General features: G+C 70.2%; 21 protein-coding genes and 1 pseudogene. 15 read left to right on the plus strand and 7 right to left on the minus strand.

What is annotated here, in order from left to right; translation table 11 throughout:
* From FV242_RS35585 to FV242_RS19080, 5 genes and pseudogenes are all read left to right on the plus strand, one after another.
* Positions 1–120: pseudogene (locus tag FV242_RS35585) on the plus strand (uracil-DNA glycosylase family protein); the annotation flags it as partial.
* Between the two features lie 63 nt (positions 121–183).
* Positions 184–456 (plus strand): BrnT family toxin, encoded by a 273-nt coding sequence (locus tag FV242_RS19065; RefSeq protein WP_246692777.1) that lies wholly within the window; start codon positions 184–186, stop codon positions 454–456.
* On the plus strand, positions 443–793 hold the full coding sequence (locus FV242_RS19070; protein WP_147940012.1) for a BrnA antitoxin family protein: 351 nt from the start codon (positions 443–445) through the stop codon (positions 791–793). Before FV242_RS19065 ends, FV242_RS19070 begins: the two co-directional genes overlap by 14 nt.
* 69 nt (positions 794–862) lie before the next feature.
* Positions 863–1,555 carry an orotidine-5'-phosphate decarboxylase gene (gene pyrF / locus FV242_RS19075; protein ID WP_147940013.1) on the plus strand — a complete coding sequence of 231 codons (693 nt, stop codon included), beginning with the start codon at positions 863–865 and terminating at the stop codon, positions 1,553–1,555.
* A gap of 62 nt (positions 1,556–1,617) precedes the next feature.
* The gene (locus FV242_RS19080; protein WP_147908424.1) at positions 1,618–1,962 is read left to right on the plus strand and encodes a DUF1330 domain-containing protein; all 345 of its coding nucleotides are present in this window, start codon (positions 1,618–1,620) and stop codon (positions 1,960–1,962) included.
* A gap of 15 nt (positions 1,963–1,977) precedes the next feature.
* On the opposite strand, the gene FV242_RS19085 is transcribed toward FV242_RS19080, so the two are convergent.
* Positions 1,978–2,157, minus strand: a complete 180-nt coding sequence (locus FV242_RS19085) for a hypothetical protein (RefSeq protein WP_147940014.1) — start codon at positions 2,155–2,157, stop codon at positions 1,978–1,980.
* An 88-nt stretch (positions 2,158–2,245) separates the two neighbouring features.
* Complete coding sequence (locus FV242_RS19090; RefSeq protein WP_147908423.1) at positions 2,246–2,905, minus strand: TetR/AcrR family transcriptional regulator; 660 nt, start codon at positions 2,903–2,905, stop codon at positions 2,246–2,248.
* A gap of 162 nt (positions 2,906–3,067) precedes the next feature.
* Between FV242_RS19090 and FV242_RS19095 the strand changes: the two genes are divergently transcribed.
* On the plus strand, positions 3,068–3,838 hold the full coding sequence (locus tag FV242_RS19095) for an SDR family NAD(P)-dependent oxidoreductase (RefSeq protein WP_147908422.1): 771 nt from the start codon (positions 3,068–3,070) through the stop codon (positions 3,836–3,838).
* A gap of 82 nt (positions 3,839–3,920) precedes the next feature.
* Here the strand turns inward: FV242_RS19095 and FV242_RS19100 are convergent, their stop codons facing one another.
* From FV242_RS19100 to gstA, 4 genes are all read right to left on the minus strand, one after another.
* The gene (locus FV242_RS19100; protein ID WP_007563351.1) at positions 3,921–4,118 is read right to left on the minus strand and encodes a hypothetical protein; all 198 of its coding nucleotides are present in this window, start codon (positions 4,116–4,118) and stop codon (positions 3,921–3,923) included.
* A gap of 185 nt (positions 4,119–4,303) precedes the next feature.
* On the minus strand, positions 4,304–4,951 hold the full coding sequence (locus FV242_RS19105) for an isochorismatase family cysteine hydrolase (protein ID WP_281407079.1): 648 nt from the start codon (positions 4,949–4,951) through the stop codon (positions 4,304–4,306).
* Positions 4,952–5,024: 73 nt separating this feature from the next.
* Positions 5,025–5,534, minus strand: coding sequence for a ferritin-like domain-containing protein (locus tag FV242_RS19110; RefSeq protein WP_147908421.1), 510 nt, complete (start codon positions 5,532–5,534; stop codon positions 5,025–5,027).
* Positions 5,535–5,733: 199 nt separating this feature from the next.
* Positions 5,734–6,363, minus strand: coding sequence for a glutathione transferase GstA (gene gstA / locus FV242_RS19115; protein ID WP_147940016.1), 630 nt, complete (start codon positions 6,361–6,363; stop codon positions 5,734–5,736).
* 148 nt (positions 6,364–6,511) lie between these two features.
* Here gstA and FV242_RS19120 point away from each other — a divergent pair, with 148 nt between their 5' ends.
* Positions 6,512–6,835, plus strand: a complete 324-nt coding sequence (locus FV242_RS19120) for a helix-turn-helix domain-containing protein (protein WP_147940017.1) — start codon at positions 6,512–6,514, stop codon at positions 6,833–6,835.
* A gap of 63 nt (positions 6,836–6,898) precedes the next feature.
* On the opposite strand, the gene FV242_RS19125 is transcribed toward FV242_RS19120, so the two are convergent.
* Positions 6,899–7,501, minus strand: a complete 603-nt coding sequence (locus tag FV242_RS19125) for a PAS domain-containing protein (RefSeq protein WP_246692283.1) — start codon at positions 7,499–7,501, stop codon at positions 6,899–6,901.
* 472 nt (positions 7,502–7,973) lie between these two features.
* Here FV242_RS19125 and FV242_RS19130 point away from each other — a divergent pair, with 472 nt between their 5' ends.
* The 8 genes from FV242_RS19130 (at position 7,974) to FV242_RS19165 (ending at position 16,786) form a co-directional block, all read left to right on the plus strand.
* A complete protein-coding gene (locus FV242_RS19130) occupies positions 7,974–8,594 on the plus strand; it encodes a hypothetical protein (RefSeq protein WP_147940018.1) in 621 nt (206 codons plus the stop codon).
* A 237-nt stretch (positions 8,595–8,831) separates the two neighbouring features.
* Complete coding sequence (locus FV242_RS19135; RefSeq protein ID WP_147908417.1) at positions 8,832–9,095, plus strand: hypothetical protein; 264 nt, start codon at positions 8,832–8,834, stop codon at positions 9,093–9,095.
* Between the two features lie 763 nt (positions 9,096–9,858).
* Entirely contained in the window at positions 9,859–10,191 is a 333-nt protein-coding gene (locus FV242_RS19140; protein WP_147940019.1) for a hypothetical protein, read from the plus strand.
* Positions 10,192–10,701: 510 nt separating this feature from the next.
* Positions 10,702–11,835 carry a branched-chain amino acid ABC transporter substrate-binding protein gene (locus tag FV242_RS19145; RefSeq protein WP_147940020.1) on the plus strand — a complete coding sequence of 378 codons (1,134 nt, stop codon included), beginning with the start codon at positions 10,702–10,704 and terminating at the stop codon, positions 11,833–11,835.
* A gap of 182 nt (positions 11,836–12,017) precedes the next feature.
* A complete protein-coding gene (locus FV242_RS19150) occupies positions 12,018–12,908 on the plus strand; it encodes a LysR family transcriptional regulator (RefSeq protein WP_147940021.1) in 891 nt (296 codons plus the stop codon).
* A 206-nt stretch (positions 12,909–13,114) separates the two neighbouring features.
* The gene (locus FV242_RS19155; protein ID WP_147908413.1) at positions 13,115–13,885 is read left to right on the plus strand and encodes an HpcH/HpaI aldolase/citrate lyase family protein; all 771 of its coding nucleotides are present in this window, start codon (positions 13,115–13,117) and stop codon (positions 13,883–13,885) included.
* 14 nt (positions 13,886–13,899) lie between these two features.
* On the plus strand, positions 13,900–15,498 hold the full coding sequence (gene garD / locus FV242_RS19160; protein ID WP_246692778.1) for a galactarate dehydratase: 1,599 nt from the start codon (positions 13,900–13,902) through the stop codon (positions 15,496–15,498).
* Between the two features lie 61 nt (positions 15,499–15,559).
* Positions 15,560–16,786: a PepSY domain-containing protein gene (locus FV242_RS19165; protein WP_246692779.1), complete on the plus strand. Its 1,227-nt coding sequence runs from the start codon at positions 15,560–15,562 to the stop codon at positions 16,784–16,786.
* The last annotated feature ends 79 nt before the right edge of the window (positions 16,787–16,865 follow it).

A 16,865-nucleotide genomic window follows, 5' to 3' on the forward strand; every position in this document is an offset into this window, starting at 1 on the left:
GTGCTGCCCCTGCCCCACCCGTCCTGGCGCAACAACGGCTGGCTCAAGCGCGAGCCCTGGTTCGAGGCGGAACTGCTGCCGGTGCTCAAGGCGGAGGTGGCGCGGGTGCTGGGCGGGTGAGCAAGCCCTAAAAAGGCTCGACGGTCCCGCCATCCGGGCGCTACAAAATCGTGTGCGGATGATATGGGACGAGCCGAAGCGTCAGAGAACCTCAGGCCTCCGCCCGAGGGGCACGGCCTGAATTTCGCCGATGCGCAGGCCCGTTTCGAATGGGAGACCGCCCTGGTCAGCGAGACCCACGCGAGCAAGACGGGCGGGCGCCGCTTCAAGGCCGTCGGTTTCCTGGACGCGCAACTCGTGACTCTCACGTTCGCGGTGCTCGGAACGGAGGCGGTTTCGGCGATCAGCCTGCGCCCGGCCAGCCGGAAGGAGCGGAAGGCCTATGACGACGCGTGACACGACCAAGCGAAGGGCGCCTCCGCTCAGCGATACCGAGGAGGCGCTTCTCCAGGCGTCCATCGCCAACAATCCCGATTCGGCGGAACTGACTGACGCCGAACTGGCGCGCCTGCGCCCGGCCCGCGACGTGCTTCCGCCCGCCGTCTACGCCGCCCTGGCTCAAGGGAGTCCCTCGCAGGGTCAGACCGGGCGGGTGCAACTCACTCTGAACGTCGATCCCGACGTGCTCGCCGCCTACCAGGCCGGCGGTCCCTGGCAGGCGCGCATGAACGAAGCCCTGGCCGAGGGCCTCGTACGCGGCAGGCGGCGCGCCAAGGCCGGCAAGCGCGGCTGATAGGCTCCGGTCCTGATTGACAGGGATCGCCGCGGCGTGGTCCGTGCCGCCAGCCCGAAGGACGCCGCGATGACCGAGAGTGCCGACCCCCGCGACCGCCTGATCGTGGCCCTCGATCTCCCGGGCGTGCCGGAGGCCGAGGCGCTGATCGACCGGATCGGCGATGCCGCGACCTTCTACAAGATCGGCTACCGGCTGGGTTACGCCGGCGGCCTGGCGCTCGCCGAGCGGCTGGCGGCGCGCGGGCTCAAGGTGTTCCTCGACCTCAAGCTCCACGACATCGGCAACACCGTCGAGGAGGGCGTGCGCTCGGCCTCGGGCCTGGGCGCCACCTTCCTCACCGTTCACGCCTATCCGCAGACCATGCGGGCGGCCGTGCGCGGCCGGGGCGCGAGCCTCAAGATCCTGGCCGTGACGGTGCTGACCTCCTACGACGATTCCGACGCCGCGGAGGCCGGCTACGGCCTGCCGGTGGCCGAGCTGGTCGCCAAGCGGGCCGCCCAGGCCGCCGAGATCGGCATCGACGGCCTCGTCTGCTCGGCGGCCGAGGCGGCCTCGGTCCGGCGGATCGTTGGGCCGGACCGGCTGATCGTCACCCCGGGGATCCGCCCGGCGGGCGCCGAGGCCGGCGATCAGAAGCGGGTGATGACCCCCGGGGACGTCCGCAGGGTCGGGATCGACCACGTGGTGGTCGGGCGCCCGATCACCGGCGCCGCCGACCCGCGCGCCGTGGCGCAGGCGATTGTGGCCGAGCTGGCCTGAAGCCCGGCATTGCCTTCGGGCGGCCGGAATCCATCTCAACCCCGCAACCGATGAGGCACAGGATGGCGAAGGGCTACTGGATCGCGCGGGTCGATGTCCGCGACGCGGAGGCCTACAAGGATTACGTGGCCGCCAACGGCATCGCCTTCGCCAAGCACGGCGGGCGCTTCCTGGTGCGCGGCGGCGCCTTCGAGGCGGTGATGGGCCAGCCCCGCTCCCGCAACGTGGTGATCGAGTTCCCGAGCTACGCCGACGCCCTCGCCTGCTGGAACTCCGACCTCTACCAGGCGGCCAAGGCCAAGCAGCGCGGCGGCGTCGATGCCGAGATCCTGGTGATCGAGGGCTATGACGGCCCGCAGCCGAGCGTGTCCGAGCCGGCGCCGGAGGCGGGGCGGGCCTCGGAGTAAGGTCTTCGGATCGGCTCAGCGCTTCGTATCGGGGGTCGGATCCGGATCGAGGCGCTGAGGTCTGAAGCGGCGGTACGCGGCTTCGACGCTTGCCGTCGTCGCGAACCGACCCGCGTGCAGGTCGGCCAGGCCGCGTTGAGCGGCGGCGCGTTCCGCATCGGTGAGCGGCTCAGGCAAGGCGCGATCGATATCCATGAGGGGTGCGATCCCATTCGCTGGATGCCGTACGCCACCGTTGATCGTGCGGGCTGTGCTGCGAGGAGGCCGGCGACGCGTCATCGGTTCAGCCCAGTCGTGCGCCTTGCGCCGGTCCGGCACCGCTTGGCCCCCGCGGCGCCAAGCCCCGCAGCAGGAACGCCGTCATGGCCTCCAGCGAGGGGACCGGCTGGAGCGCGGTCTGCCCGACCAGCAGCGGATGGGTGTAGCGGGCGATGCCGGCATGGATGCAGGCGGCCGCCTCCGCCGGGTCGGCGGCCTCGAACTCGCCCCGGGCCACGCCGTCGCGGACGATGCGCTCGAACCCGGCCGTGACCCGGGCGATGTGGTGCCGGCAGACCTCCCAGCTCTCGCCCATGGCCGCCTCGACCATCTCGTGGAGCCGGGGAAATTCCTCGCAGCGCCGCGTGCAGTCGCGGTGCAGGAGGTCGATCGCCGCCACGAGGCGTTCGGTGGCGCCGAGGCCCGGGCGGGCGGCGACCTCGGAGACCAGGGCCTCGATCTCGCCGATCAGCCGCTCCAGCACCGCCTCGTTGATCGCCTTCTTCGACTCGAAGAACCGGTAGACGTTGGCCGGGCTCATCTTCAGCGTCCGGGCGATGTCCGCCACGGTGGTCTTCTGGTAGCCGATCTCGCGAAAATACGCCGCCGCCGTCGCCAGGATGCGGCAGCGGGTGGTCGGCGCGCTCTCCTCCGTGAGCATGGGGGTCGGGGTATCCAGGGACATGCTCCTCAGTAGGGCACGGGCGCGGCGGGCGTCAAAGACCCCCGGTTCCCGGGACCCGGCTTTGCCCGCGGCGGGTCGGCGCGGCCGGAACCCTCCCGGGTCCGACCCATTGCCCCGGCATCCGGCCGCCTGCACGGCGGCGCACGCACGAGGCACGCAACGATGATCCTGACCGACAAGCGAGCCCTGATCACCGGAGCCGATTCCGGCATCGGGCAGGCGACCGCCGAGCTGTTCGCCCGGGAGGGGGCGGACGTGGCGATCACCTATCACACAGACGAGGCCGGGATCCGCGAGACCGCCGCCCGGGTCGAGGCGGCCGGCCGCCGCGCCCTGGTGCTGCAACTCGACGTCGGCGACGCCGCCGCGGTGAATGCCGCCTACGACCGCGTCGGCAGCGAGCTGGGCGGCCTCGACATCCTGGTGGCCAACGCTGGTCAGGCGATGAGCGGCATGCCGGTCGCCGAGATGGACGACACGGTGCTGGAGCGGATCCTGCGGGTGAACCTGATGGGGCCGCTGTTCTGCGCGCGCCCGTTCATCGGGATGCGCCGGGCGCAGGGCGGTGGCGGCAAGATCGTGTTCGTGTCCTCGGTGGCCCAGCACCTGCCGACCCCCGAGAGCGCTCCCTACGGCATGTCGAAGGCCGGACTCGGTTCCCTGTGCCGGAGCCTGTCGCGGGAACTCGCGGAGGACCGGATCAACGTCAACAACGTCGCCCCCGGCCTGATCGAGACGCCGATGACCGCGGACCGCTTCGAGAAGACCGCGGTGCTCGACCAGTCCCTGGAGCGGATCCCGTGGCACCGGGCGGGGCAGCCGGGCGAGATCGCCAGAGCGATCCTCTACCTCGCGTCGGGGGCCGCCGATTACGTCACCGGCCACACGCTGGTGGTCGATGGCGGCCTCACGATGCAGTGGGGCGGGGCCTGAAACGACGAAGGGCGCCGGGTTTTCGCCCGGCGCCCTCCACGGGCATGGATTTGTTGCGCGCGATCCGCTGGCCCGGGCCGCCTTACGAACCGAACTGCGATCCGAGCTGCTCCAGGTACTCGGCGAGGTCGAGCCCGCCGACGCGCTTGCCGTAATCGAAGCGCATGCCCTGACGGATGTCGACGCTGGCATCGCGCGTGGTCAGGGTGAACGGCCGGACGCACACCCAGGCCCCGTCGCGGCGGTGCTCGAAGTACCCGAGGATCTCGTGCTTGGCCATGTCCTTCCCTCCGGAATAGTGTTCGAGGACATAACGGTGACGCTGCCGTTCGGTTCGACGGTCGCGACTGTTTTTCGCGCGTGAATCTGCACACATCGAGTGTTCGTGATCCAGAACACCGCGGATCGCACCCGGCCTATCGCGCTAGAGCTTGACTATAACAGTTCAAGACAGGGGGACGCTGCTCACGGCCAGCGCTCCAGGATCGCGTCGGTCGTCAGGGTCAGGACCTGGTGGCCGTAGCGCATCCGGTACATCACCATCAGGGCGTCGTGGGCCTCGTCGCAGGAACTGCACAGGCCGTCCGTGGCGAGCACGATGCGGTAGCCGAGATCGACGCCGCCCAGCACCGCCGCCAGCACGCAGACATCGGTCTCCGCACCGGTGACGACCAGGGTGTCCACGCCCCGCGCCCGGAGGCGCGCGTCGAGGTCCGTTTCGAGCCAGGGCGAGTAGACGGTCTTGTCGATCACCTCCGCGGGCGGGACGAGGCGGGCCAGATCGGGGACCAGCTCGATCAAACCGGGATCGAGCGCAGCCCGCGTCATGCCGGACCACCGGGCCGAATAGGTCGCCCACGTGCCTCGTCCCTCGCCGGGGCGGGCCGCCGGGATGAAGCGCGTGAACACGGTCCGATCCGGGTGGGCCTCGGCGAGGCGGCGCACGTGCGGCAGGACGCGCGGCATCCACGGCGTCTGCCAGTCCGTCGGCTCGGCGAACATGCGCTGCATGTCGACGCAGAGATGCACGCAGGACTGGCCCAGGGGCTCGCCCGCGGAGCCGTCGTCGGCCCGTGCCCGGGAGGGCGGCGCGCGCGTCGTCTCGGTTTCCATGGCCGCGCGTTTCATGCCTCGATGGTTGCGCGTTCGCGGCCGGCCCCAGCAAGGCCGGCCGCGGTCCGGATCGTCAGCGGTCGGCCTTCTCGCCGGCCGTGGTCAGCGCGAGGTAGCGCTCGGTGGTCGGCTTGATCAGCGACCGCACCGCCTCGGCCATGCCCTGCTCTTCCTTCAGCGATTGCTGGAAGCCGGTCCGATGCGCCTGCTGGCCGGCCGCATCCGCGATCGTCAGCAGTGACTCGTAGGCCGCGATCTCGAAGTTCTCGAAGGCGTGGTTGGCGTAGGTGTTCTTCAGGATCTCGTCCTGGGCCGGTGTGTGGCCGAGCGCCATCATGTTGCCGACGAAGCCCAGGAACCCCTCCTTGAGCGCCGACGGGCTGTCGCCGAGGCTCTGCAGCGCCTCCTCCAGGCGCTGGCGCTGGCCGTGCGTCTCCTCGATGTGCCGGCGCAGGGCCTTCTCCATCTCCGGGTAGCGCTCCAGGCGCTCGACCTGCCGCTCCATGATCTGCAGGGCCTGCATCTCGACGGCGTGGGTGTTCTTCAGGGCCGTGACGTAGATCGAACGTGTATCGAGGGTCATGCCGGTGTCTCGCAATGGATGGTGGATCGCGGTGATCCATTCATCCGGGCAACCTCGGGCCCGCACGGCCAAGTTCCGGCCGGGAAGGTCGCAGGTTGCGCCCACTCCCGCCGGGTCCCGGGGGCCTCGCTGCACTGCGCGCGGTCCGGATGGCCCGGACCCGCAGGACCGGGTTGGCCGTGCCGCGCGGCGGCGGGGGCTACGTCAGCCCCTCCTCCATCAGCGCCGTCTTCACCGCCTGGCGCCCGCGCACGCGGCCGTACCAGGCGTCCAGGTTGTGCAAGCGGTCGAAATGGATGTCGGCTCGGTAATACGAGGTGAGCCACGGCGCCTGCCCCCAGCCCGTGAGCGCGAACAGGTAGGCGTCGGCGACCGTGAAGGTCTCCCCCATGAGGAAGGCCTGCCCGGCGAGTTGCGCGTCGATCCAGGCGAAGCGTGCCTCGAGCCTCGGCTTGGCGGTTTCGACATACCGCCCCGCCAGGCGTGCGTAGAGGAGGGGAATGAAGCCCTTGTGGATCTCGGAATTCAGGAAGCCCAGCATCTCCTGAAGACGGTAGCGCTCGAAGCTGCCGTTCGCCGGGGCGAGGCGCGTCTCCGGCTTCAGGTCGGCCAGGTATTGCAGGATGGCGGGGCCCTCGCGCAGGATCCGGCCGTCGTCGAGTTCGAGGAGGGGCACGTAGCCGTGCGGGTTGACGGCGTAGTAATTCTGTCCCTCTTCCGTCCTGTGGTCGGCGTGATCGACTTTGCAGAGTTCAAAGTCGAGGCCGAGCTCGTGGGCAATGATGTGCGGGGCGAGCGAGCAGCTTGCGGGAATGTAGTACAGTCTCATGATTGCGCCCGGACAACTCGATCTCATCGATGTTGGAAACGACCGTTTCCGCAGAGATACGTAGCGCAGTTCTATCGATGCCGAAAGAACGCAAGACTTTGTGCGTGAGTAACAAGAATTATACGTATGGTGGCGCGAGGGTCGGTCGATGCGAGCGACCGTGACCGGGTGCTCCGTCGAGCACGCGATGCATCTGCTCGGCGGCCGCTGGCGCCTGCTCCTCGTGTCCTACCTGATCGACGGACCGAAGCGCTTCAACGAGCTTCGGCGTGATCTGCCGGGGATCTCGCAGAGGATGCTGACGCTGGATCTCCGCGCCCTCGAAGCCGCCGGCCTGATCAAGCGCACCGTCTATCCGACGACGCCGGTCAAAGTAGACTATGCGCTGACCGAGGACGGCATGCGGTTGAAGAAGGTCGTCTCCGTCGTCCAGGAATTCGGTCTGTGGCTGAAGCAGCGAGGGCCGGCCTGAGGCGTGGGAAGACGCGCCCCACGCCCGATCCTTGTGCGGTGGCCTCAGGGTGCGTGCCCGACGTCAATGCATGGACTGGTTCGACGGGGACCGTTGCCGGCTCGCGAGGTGGCGGCCGATCTCGAGCAGCAGGGTTTCGGTCAGGGCGACGATGCGGGTGTCGCCGAGGGCCGAGACCGCGTTGTGGAGCGACAGGCACAGGTCGGCGGTCTTGTTCAGGGCGTCCTCGATCGTGCTCCCGTCTTGCGTCGCGAAGGCGGTGCCGGCGGACTTGCTGTCCGAGATCTCGACGACGACCCCCCGTCCGGTCAGGGGGCGGCCGAGTTCGTCCAGGTAGAAGTGCCCGCGGGTGAACACCCAGCGCAGCCGGCCCTCCGGGGAGCAGACCCGGTACTCGGCGGTATACGAGCCGCCGGATTGCACGCAGTCCAGGATGACCTGGGAGATGTGCTCCTGATCCGCATGATAGACCGCCTTCAGGATCTCCGAGAGGCTGACCCCGGCCCGCGAACGGGCCGGGCTGATGTTGAACAGCAGCGCGGTGACCGGATCGGCCCGCGCGTCGTCGGTGGCGATGTCCCACATCCAGAAGCCGACCCCGCCGGAGGCTTCCAGCGCCGCGATCAGGGTCGCCTCTGAGACAATATCGTCGGAGTTTTCCAGCAAGATATCCCCCGATATCCGTATCGCACGTCCGCGCTAAGCCATTTACTGGATCGGCGCACCGTCACGATCCGGATGTATCAGAAATCGTCGGTCGAATAGAGCACAATGGCAACAGCTGCGCCCGGTCCGCCGGCGCCTCGCGATCCCCCGGGCGTTCCCCACCGGGGCGGTCGGGGACCTCCCTCGGGCCCTGCCCTTCCAGGGCGCGGGCGCACGCTCCAGGCTGCGCATGCCGGACTCGGCTTGGTCCTGGCCGATCCGCAGGCCGATCTGGATCCCCGGGAGTGCCGTGCCCTGCCCGGGCTTCCGTTCGCGCCGGTCCCGCGCATCGGCCGGCGGCTTCCCTGGCGCCGGCGCCGCCGAGCGGCGGGGCGGTCCGACCGGGCCGGTCCCGTGCTTTGCGACCCGTCCCGCCTCCGACCGGGGATGGACCGCGGCTGGGGCCTGCGCACTACGCAAAGCCCCGATAGATTTGCCTTTCAGAATCGAAACCTTTATAAATCGTCTCAATTCGATTCAAAAAATGAATTTAGGCTATATCATGTCGGCGTTGCGATACGTTCTTCTCGGACTCTCGGTCTTATCGTTGGCTGTCGTGCTGGTGTTCTGGACTGTGAGTGGGCACGTCGCCGATCTCGGCGTGTTTTTGGTGGCCGCTTTCTTGGTCGCCAACAGCGTTTATATTCTATTTTCCCGTCCGACATTGCGCGCGAGCTCTGTCTTCGACCGTGCGGCTACGGGACTTGCTTTCGCCTCGCTCGAACTGCAGCACCAGGCCAAGGAGGCGAAGATCCGGGAGGCGGAGGCCGAGCGGATCCGGGCGCAAGAGGCCGAGCAGAACAAGTCAAAGCTGCGGGCGGCCGAGGAATTCATCAGCTACGTGCGCCAGAACCCGCTGATGCGCGGCCGGCAAGCCGTCACGGTCAAGCAGATCACCTTGCTCGGCGACCCGAAGAGTATCGCGCTCCCGACCCTGGAGCTCCCCCGTCCCGTCCCGTCGGAGCTGAATGGCCGGCATCGCGCCGATCCGGGGGCGACCAGCGTGACGCCCCCGGCGCCGCCCCCCGGCGCCGTGCCGCGTCTGGAAGCCTGACCGGCGCCTGGCGCTCGCGCGCGACGCCGAACCTCACGGCGGCCGCCGGGCGGGCTTGCGCGGATCGCGCCCGTCACGACCTCGCGAGCGGTTGGCCGGAGGCACCCCCGACCCGATCCGTCACGGAACCATCTCGGCGGCCTGCGGCTTGCTGAGCTGGGACCGGGAAGGATTTGCTCCTCTCACGGCTCAGCGGAAAACAACCGCCCTCGACGGCGGCATGAGAGGAAACATCCTTTGCGCACCACGATCATCACTGCGGCCTTGCTCGCCGCCTTCGGCGCCGCCGTCGCCTCCCCGGCCTCCGCCGCCCCGATCGGCCCCGGCGCCGTCGCTGCGCCGGCCGACATCGTCTCGACCGTCCAGATGGATCGGATGGAGCGTCGCATGGAGCGTCGCCACATGGAGCGCCGCATGGAGCGGCGTCACATGGAGCGTCGCATGATGCACCGTGAGATGCGCCACCGCATGATGCGCCGGGAGATGATGCACCGCATGTAAAGCGGAAGACACGGCGCTACCGGCGGAACCGCCGGTAGCGCCGCCCGGTGCGGCGCTCGGACGTTTGCCGACACCGATACCAGGAAGGTCTGCGGCGTGCCGTGGCCGAGCGCGCCCTGGCCCGACGAGCCCCGGTACCGGGGCCCTGCCCCGCGGTCCACGTTCAAGCAGGCCGGCAGCGGCGTCCCGCTCTCCGTAAAGCCGTGGCGGATGCCAAGATCGAGGCAGATCCAGTCCGGTCTTTCTCGCGTATTCGCCCGGTCTACATACGGGGCGGACCTGTAGGTCATGCGCTCTCAGGCCGACGCCGACGCGGATCGAGGCCGTCGAGCCCACCCCACCGCCAGAGTGGCTCCCACGTTCCGCCCGGCGCCACGCGGCCGCTGTACGGACCTCCCCCGTCCCGCCGAGCCGCATGTCGAGGAGCATCGGTTCCGCGAGCCCGCGCTAGCCGTGCGCGCGCGCTCCGCGGACGGTCGGATCGATGCCCCGGTTCGCCTGGTTCCCATTCGGCCCGAAAACCTGCGTCCAGCAGGCGACGACCCGCGATGGCCCGGAAATACCCGTTGCGGCTCGATGCGGTGTGGGTGCAGGCGAGGCCGTCCAGCGGGGACAGGGGCGTCGCGTTCGGGCGCGGTATCGATCCGCGCGTCCGCAGCCCGGGGGTGGAGGATCGCAACCGCCGAGATCTACGCTCGCCCGCGGGCCCATCGAACCATCCGGGGCCCAACGCGTTTCCAGGCTCGGTGAGGAGACAGGTACGATGAAAGCGTTTTTGGCTGTGGTTGCCGTCGGCTTCGGCGTGATGTCCGCGCTCGGCCCGGCCCTCGCTCAGCGCGGCCCCGATTATGGCTATGGCGGCCGGGATTACGGCGACCGCGACCGGGACGGCGACGATTACCGGGGCCGGGATCGCGGCGACCGCGGCTACGGCGACCGGGGCTACGGTGAGCGCGCCTATGGCGGGTTCGATGAGCGCGAGTATCTGCGCTGCAACCCCGATGTCCGCCGGGCCGTCGCCAGCGGCCAGATGGAGTCCGGTGCGGCCCATTACCGGACCTTCGGACGCCGCGAGGGACGCCGCCTGAGCTGCTGACCCGATCGCGTCGGCCACGCTCCGCCGGGAGGCGCCGCGCCCGGTCCCGCACCGCGCTCGCCACAACAGAGCCTCCTCGGCGCCGGGCGCCGGGGAGATCGATGGAAGAGCCTCGGCAGCGTTCTGCCGGGGCGGGGGGCCGCGCCCTCGCACGGCCTCCGGACCTGAGGGGCGGCACGGCCGTCGCGCCCGACGCGTCTCAACCGGACGCGCCCGTCCGGCGAATCATCGATCCTGCGCCGCCGCCAGGTCGATCGATCCCGCAGCGTCCCCGGCCAGGATCCGAGGGTACGCCCGCGCCGTTCGGCGCCGAATGCGGGGTGACAGGGTCCAGATCGGTTTCAGATCGGGACCGTGCGGCTAATCCCTATGCTTGCGGCCTTGACGGCGCGGCGGGTTGAAAACAGGCTTAAGCCCGCGTCGCGGCAGATCGATGCGCGGTCGTTGGGTCTGGCCGAAACATTGCATCAGGCTGCCGGGTCGGATTAGACTTCGAGCGCGGGGGCGGTCATGAAGAAATTACTGTCGATAACCATTTTTGGTCTTCTGACGATGGGCACTGCACAGGCCCAGGACAAAGGCGGACCGATCAAGATCGGTGTCTCGGCCGGCCTGACCGGGCCGTATGCAGCTTTCGGCGTGCAGGTGAAGAACGGCGTCAGCCAGGCGATCGAGGACATCAACAAAGCCGGCGGCATCAAGGGCCGGCCGTTCGAGCCGATCTACGGCGACGACGCCTCCGACCCGAAGCAAGGCGTGTCGATCGCCAACAAGCTCGCCGCGGACGGCGTGACGATGGTGGTCGGTGCCTTCGCCTCCAGCGTGTCGATCCCGGCCTCCGACGTCTACCTCGACGCCGGCATCGTCCAGGTCACGCCGTCCTCCACCAACGTGAAGTTCACCGAGCGCGGGATGTGGAACACCTTCCGCACCTGCGGTCGCGACGACCAGCAGGGCGTGGTGGCCGGCGCGTATCTGGCCGATCACTTCAAGGGCAAGCGGATCGCCTTCGTCCACGACAAGTCGTCCTACGGCAAGGGTTTGGCGCAGGAGACGCAGATGACGCTCAAGGCCAATGGCGCCAAGGAGGTGCTGTTCGAGGGCGTCAACCCGGCCGAGAAGGATTACTCGGCGCTCGTGTCCAAGTTGAAGTCGGCCAATGTCGACGTGGTCTATTACGGTGGGTTCCACACGGAGGCCGGGCTGATCCTGCGCCAGATGCGCGACCAGGGCCTGAAGGCGACCCTGGTGGGCGGCGACGGCCTCGCCCCGAAAGAGTTCGCGCAGATCGCCGGCGATGGCGCCGAGGGCACGCTGATGACCTTCTCGCCGGACGCCCGGAAGAACCCGAATGCCCAGCCCGTGGTCGCGGCGTTCAAGGCCAAGAACATCGATCCCGATGCCTACACGCTCTATGCCTACGCGGCCGTGCAGGTGCTGGCCAAGGCCGCCACCGAGACCGGCTCGATAGAGGGCAAGGTGCTGGCCGACTGGCTGCACCAGGGCAAGACGATCGAGACCGTGGTCGGCCCGATCGTGTACGACAAGAAGGGCGACCTCACCCGGCCCGACTACGTGATCTACGCCTGGAAGAAGGGCGCCGACGGGAAGATCGATTACGCCGGCAACGAGCTGGCGCCGTAAAACCGGAGCCCCGCGAATTTCGGGGCTCCGCGCCCCGAGCCCCGCCGAAGGGCTGTGGGCCCTTCGGGATCCCCGGACCTCGGCGCGGATCCGGCGGGCCGGTACCTCTATCGGCCGAACGACTGAGGGGCGCAGAGGCCTTATGATCTCCCCTCCGCGTCCCGGCGCGCAGGGGAGATCCGATGTTCGACTTCAGCCAGCTCCGGTGCTTCGCCGCCGTGGCGGAGGAGCTGCATTTCGGGCGTGCGGCCGCCCGGCTGAACATGACGCAGCCGCCCCTGTCGCGGCAGATCCAGGTGCTGGAGCGGGTGCTCGACGTGCAGCTCCTGGAGCGCACCAGCCGATCCGTCCGCCTGACCGCGGCCGGGCGCAGCTTCCTGCCGGAGGCGCAGCGCATCCTGCGGCTCGCCGAGACCGCGACCCACGTCACCCGCCAGGTCGCGGCCGGGCGCGCGGGGGTGCTGAAGCTCGGCTTCACCGCGGCCTCGGCCTACGATGTCCTGCCCCGCCTCGTCACCGCCCTCCGGCGGGCGCTGCCCGACGTCACGCTGGCCCTGCGCGAGATGGTCAGCCGGGACCAGGTCGAGGCGCTGCTGGCTGGACGCATCGATGCCGCCCTGGTGCGCCCGCCCATCGTCCATCCGGACCTGATCGCGGTCAGGGCGGTGGCCGAGCCCCTGGTGGTGGCCCTGCCGGCCGGGAATCCCCTGGCGGCGCGGGCGCATCTCGCCCCGGGCGATCTCGGCGGCGAGCCGTTCATCGCCTACGCGCCGAACGAGGCGCGCTACTTCCACGACCTGATCCTCGGCCTGCTCACGGAGGCGGACGTGGAGCCTCGGATCGTGCAGCGGATGACCCAGATCCACTCGATCCTGGCCCTGGTCCGGGCCGACCTCGGCATCGCCCTGGTGCCGGCGGCGGCCGAGCGCCTGCGCTTCGAGGGCGTGGCGTTCCGGCCGCTGGTGCTGCCGGCCCCCCGCCCCGCCGAGCTGGTCCTGGCCTGGCGGCGGGACGCGGACGAACCGCTGATCGCCCGGTTGGTCGCGATCCTGGCGGAGCTGCCCCCCGCCTGATCCAAGCGCCCCCGCCTGATCCAAGCGCCCGCGGCGTCGATGAGCCAAGCGCCCGCGGCGTCGATGAGCCAAGCGCCCGCGGCGTCGATCGATGCGCCCGCGGCATCGATCGATCCAGCCTTTGGCTTTGACCTCCGGCGGAAAGGCTGCGCCTGATGGGCGCCCGACGGCCCGCAGAGGCCGGGGCCGCCAGGAGAGGGATCGCCGTGGACCGACTCACCAACCGCTTCAAGGCCGCCCTCGGCGCGGGGCGCCAGCAGATCGGCCTGTGGTGCAGCCTCGCCAGCCCGATCTCCACCGAGATCGTCGCCGGCGCCGGGTTCGACTGGCTGCTCCTCGACATGGAGCACTCCGCCAACGACCTGCGGGACATCTATGTTCAGCTCCAGGCCATGATGGAGAACGCCACCAACCCGGTGGTGCGGGTGCCGAGCGACGACCCCATCACCATCAAGCGCATCCTGGATGCCGGCGCCCAGTCGCTGATGATCCCCAATATCGACGATGCCGCGCAGGCCGAGCGGGTCGTGGCGGCGACGCGCTACGCGCCCCGCGGCATCCGCGGCTTCTCGCAGGCGCCCCGGGCCGCCCGATTCGGGCGCATCCCGGACTACCACACCCGCTGCGAGGCCGAGATCGTCGTGATCGTGCAGGTCGAGTCCCGCCGCGCCCTGGACAATCTGGACGCGATCGCCGCCGTCGAAGGCGTGGACGGCGTGTTCATCGGGCCCGGCGACCTCTCCACCAGCCTCGGCCATCTCGGCCAGCAGGGTCACCCGGAGGTGGTCGCGACCATCGAGGCAGCCATCGGCCGGATCGTGAAGGCCGGCAAACATGCGGGTATTCTCACGCCGAGCGAGGAGCTGGCCAAGCGCTACATCGCGGCCGGCACCCGGTTCACCGCGGTCGGCTCGGATCTGGGGCTGCTGGCCCGCAACGCCGAGGCCCTGGCCGGGCGCTTCCGCACCGAAGGCTGAGCGGGGAGCGTCCGATGCAGGCCGAGATCGACAGCGCGACCCAGAATCGCCCGACGCAGGATCGCCCGGACCTCGAGCGCCCGGCCGGGGACGCGCCGCGCACGATCCGGCTGAGCGAGCACGACAACGTCGCGATCGTGGTCAACGCCTTCGGGCTGCCGGCCGGCACGGTGTTCCCGGACGGGCTCGCGCTCGTCGAGTTCGTCCCGCAGGGCCACAAGGTGGCGCTGTCCGACATTCCGGAGGGCGGCGCGGTGCGCCGTTACGGCGAGGTGGTCGGCATCGCCACGCAAGCGATCCCGCGGGGCGCCTGGGTCGAGGAATCCCGGGTCGCGACCCCGGTCGCCCCCGCCCTCGACGCCTTGGAGCTGGCGACCCGGGTGCCGGCGCCCCTGCCCCCGCTCGAGGGCTACACCTTCGAGGGCTACCGCAACCCGGACGGGTCGGTGGGCACCAAGAACATCCTGGCGATCTCGATCAGCGTGCAATGCGTCGCCGGCACCCTCGACGTGGCGATCCGGCGGATCAAGCAGGAGCTGCTGCCGCGCTTCCCCAACGTCGACGACGTGGTTGGCCTTACCCACGCCTATGGCTGCGGCGTCGCCATCAACGCCCCCGAGGCGGTGGTGCCGATCCGGACCCTCCAGAGCCTCGCGCAGAACCCGAATTTCGGCGGTGCGGTCATGGTCGTGGGGCTGGGCTGCGAGAAGCTCGTCTCGGAGCGCCTGCTGCCCGACGGCGGCGGCGCCGGGGACGGGGTGGTCCGGCTCCAGGACGAGCGCCACCGGGGTTTCTCCGCGATGCTCGACAGCATTATGGCGATGGCGGAAACCCGCCTGGAGGTGCTGAACCGGCGCACTCGCGAGACCTGCCCGGCCTCCGAACTCGTGGTCGGCCTGCAATGCGGCGGCAGCGACGCCTTCTCGGGCGTCACCGCCAACCCGGCGCTCGGCTACTGCGCCGACCTGATCGTGGCCTGCGGCGGCACCGTGTTGTTCTCCGAGGTCACGGAGGTCCGGGACGCGATCCACCTCCTGACCCCCCGGGCGAAGAACCCGGAGGTGGCCCAGGCCCTGATCCGCGAAATGGCCTGGTACGATGCCTATCTCGCCAAGGGCGAGGCCGACCGCCGGGCCAACCCGTCGCCCGGCAACAAGAAGGGCGGCCTCAACAACATCGTCGAGAAGGCCCTGGGCTCGGTCGCCAAGTCCGGCACCGGTGCGATCGCCGGGGTGCTGGCGCCGGGCGAGCGGGTCCGCGAGAAGGGCCTGATCTTCGCCGCGACCCCGGCCAGCGACTTCGTCTGCGGCACGCTCCAGCTCGCCTCGGGGATCACCCTGCAGGTGTTCTCCACCGGCCGCGGTACGCCCTACGGTCTCGCTCAGGCCCCGGTGATCAAGGTCGCCACCCGGACGGAGCTGGCCGAGCGCTGGTCCGACCTGATCGACCTCGATGCCGGCCGGATCGCCACCGGCGAGGCCACGATCGAGCAGGTCGGCTGGGAGCTGTTCCACCTGATCCTGGACGTGGCGAGCGGGCGCAAGCGGCCCTGGTCCGACCATTGGGGCCTGTTCAACGATCTGACCCTGTTCAACCCGGCGCCGATCACCTGAGCCCAGGCATGCGCGGCGCGGCGTCGCAAGCGCGGCCGGACTCTGCTAGGCAGCCGGCATCGTGAAGCCGCTGCCGATTCCCACCCCCCGGGCCGTCCTGTTCCGCGTGCACTGGGCGCTCGGCCTCACCGCGGGGTTCGTGCTCGCGCTGATGGGCCTGACCGGCGCGCTGATGAGCTACGAGGAGGCGATCACCGCCTTCGCCAACCGCGACCGGACGCGGGTCGAGGCGGCGGATCGGGTGCCGCTCGCCCCCACCGCCCTCGCCGCCCGGATCGACGCGCAGGCGGGTGGCCGAATCGTGAACGTCCTCACCCTGTCGGACGACCCGAACGCGAGCGTGTTCGTGCGCTTCGCCCGCGACCCGGAGACCCGGGCGCGGCCGCCCTCGGCCTATGCCGATCCCTATGACGGTGCGGTGCTGGGCCCCGTCCGGCTGGAGGCGGCCTTCGCGACGGTGCGGGACCTGCACCGCTGGCTGCTGATCCCCGGCGGGTCCAAGGGCTGGGGCCGGACCATCACGGGCGCCTGCACCCTGGCGCTGATCGTGTTCCTGGCCACCGGCCTCTACCTGCGCTGGCCCAAGATCCATCGCTGGCGGATCTGGCTGAAGCCGAGCCTGTCGCGGCCGGGCCGGCCGCGCTGGTGGTCCCTGCACGCCGTGGCCGGGACCTGGCTGACGCCGGTCTACCTGGTCATCGCGCTCAGCGGCCTGACCTGGTCCTACCCGGCGTTCAAGGACGGCGCCACCTGGCTGCTCGCCGGGACACCGGAGCGGGCGAAGCCGGCCCGCATGGCCGGTCACCGGGAGGCTTCTCCCGTGCCGGACTCCCGGCCCGACGCCGTCGACCGTGCCTGGACGGCGTTCCGGACCGGAGAGGGTCACGAGGCCGGCCTCGTGACCCTGACGCTGCCGGGGGCCGACACGGCGGCGATCCGCATCCGCTGGCTGCCCCGGGGTGTCGTGTCCCTCAGCGCCCGCAGCGAGGCGCGCTACGACGCCGCCACGGGCGCCTTCCTGTCGGCCGAGCACGCCGCCGGCACGCCGCTTGGCCGCCAGATCCTCCAGTCCATCCTGGAGGTGCATCGCGGCCGGTTCTTCGGCGACCTGTTCGCCCTGCTGTTCTGCGTGGCCGCGCTGGCAATGCCGGGCTTCGCCGCCACCGGCCTGACCCTCTACATCCTGCGGCGCGCGGCGGCCCGCCGGCGCGCGCCGGTCCGCGCCACGGTGCCCATCCGCGAAGCGACTCCCCGACGCGAGTCCGTCGGCGGCACCGGCCGATCGTAGACCCGAGAAGACCGGATTCCCAAAGGGCTCAGCCCTTTGACGGCGTTCAGGGGCGGGCCCCCTGAGGCAGCCGGGCTTC

Source organism: Methylobacterium sp. WL64, from assembly GCF_008039945.1.
In the GTDB taxonomy this organism is placed as follows: Bacteria; Pseudomonadota; Alphaproteobacteria; order Rhizobiales; family Beijerinckiaceae; genus Methylobacterium.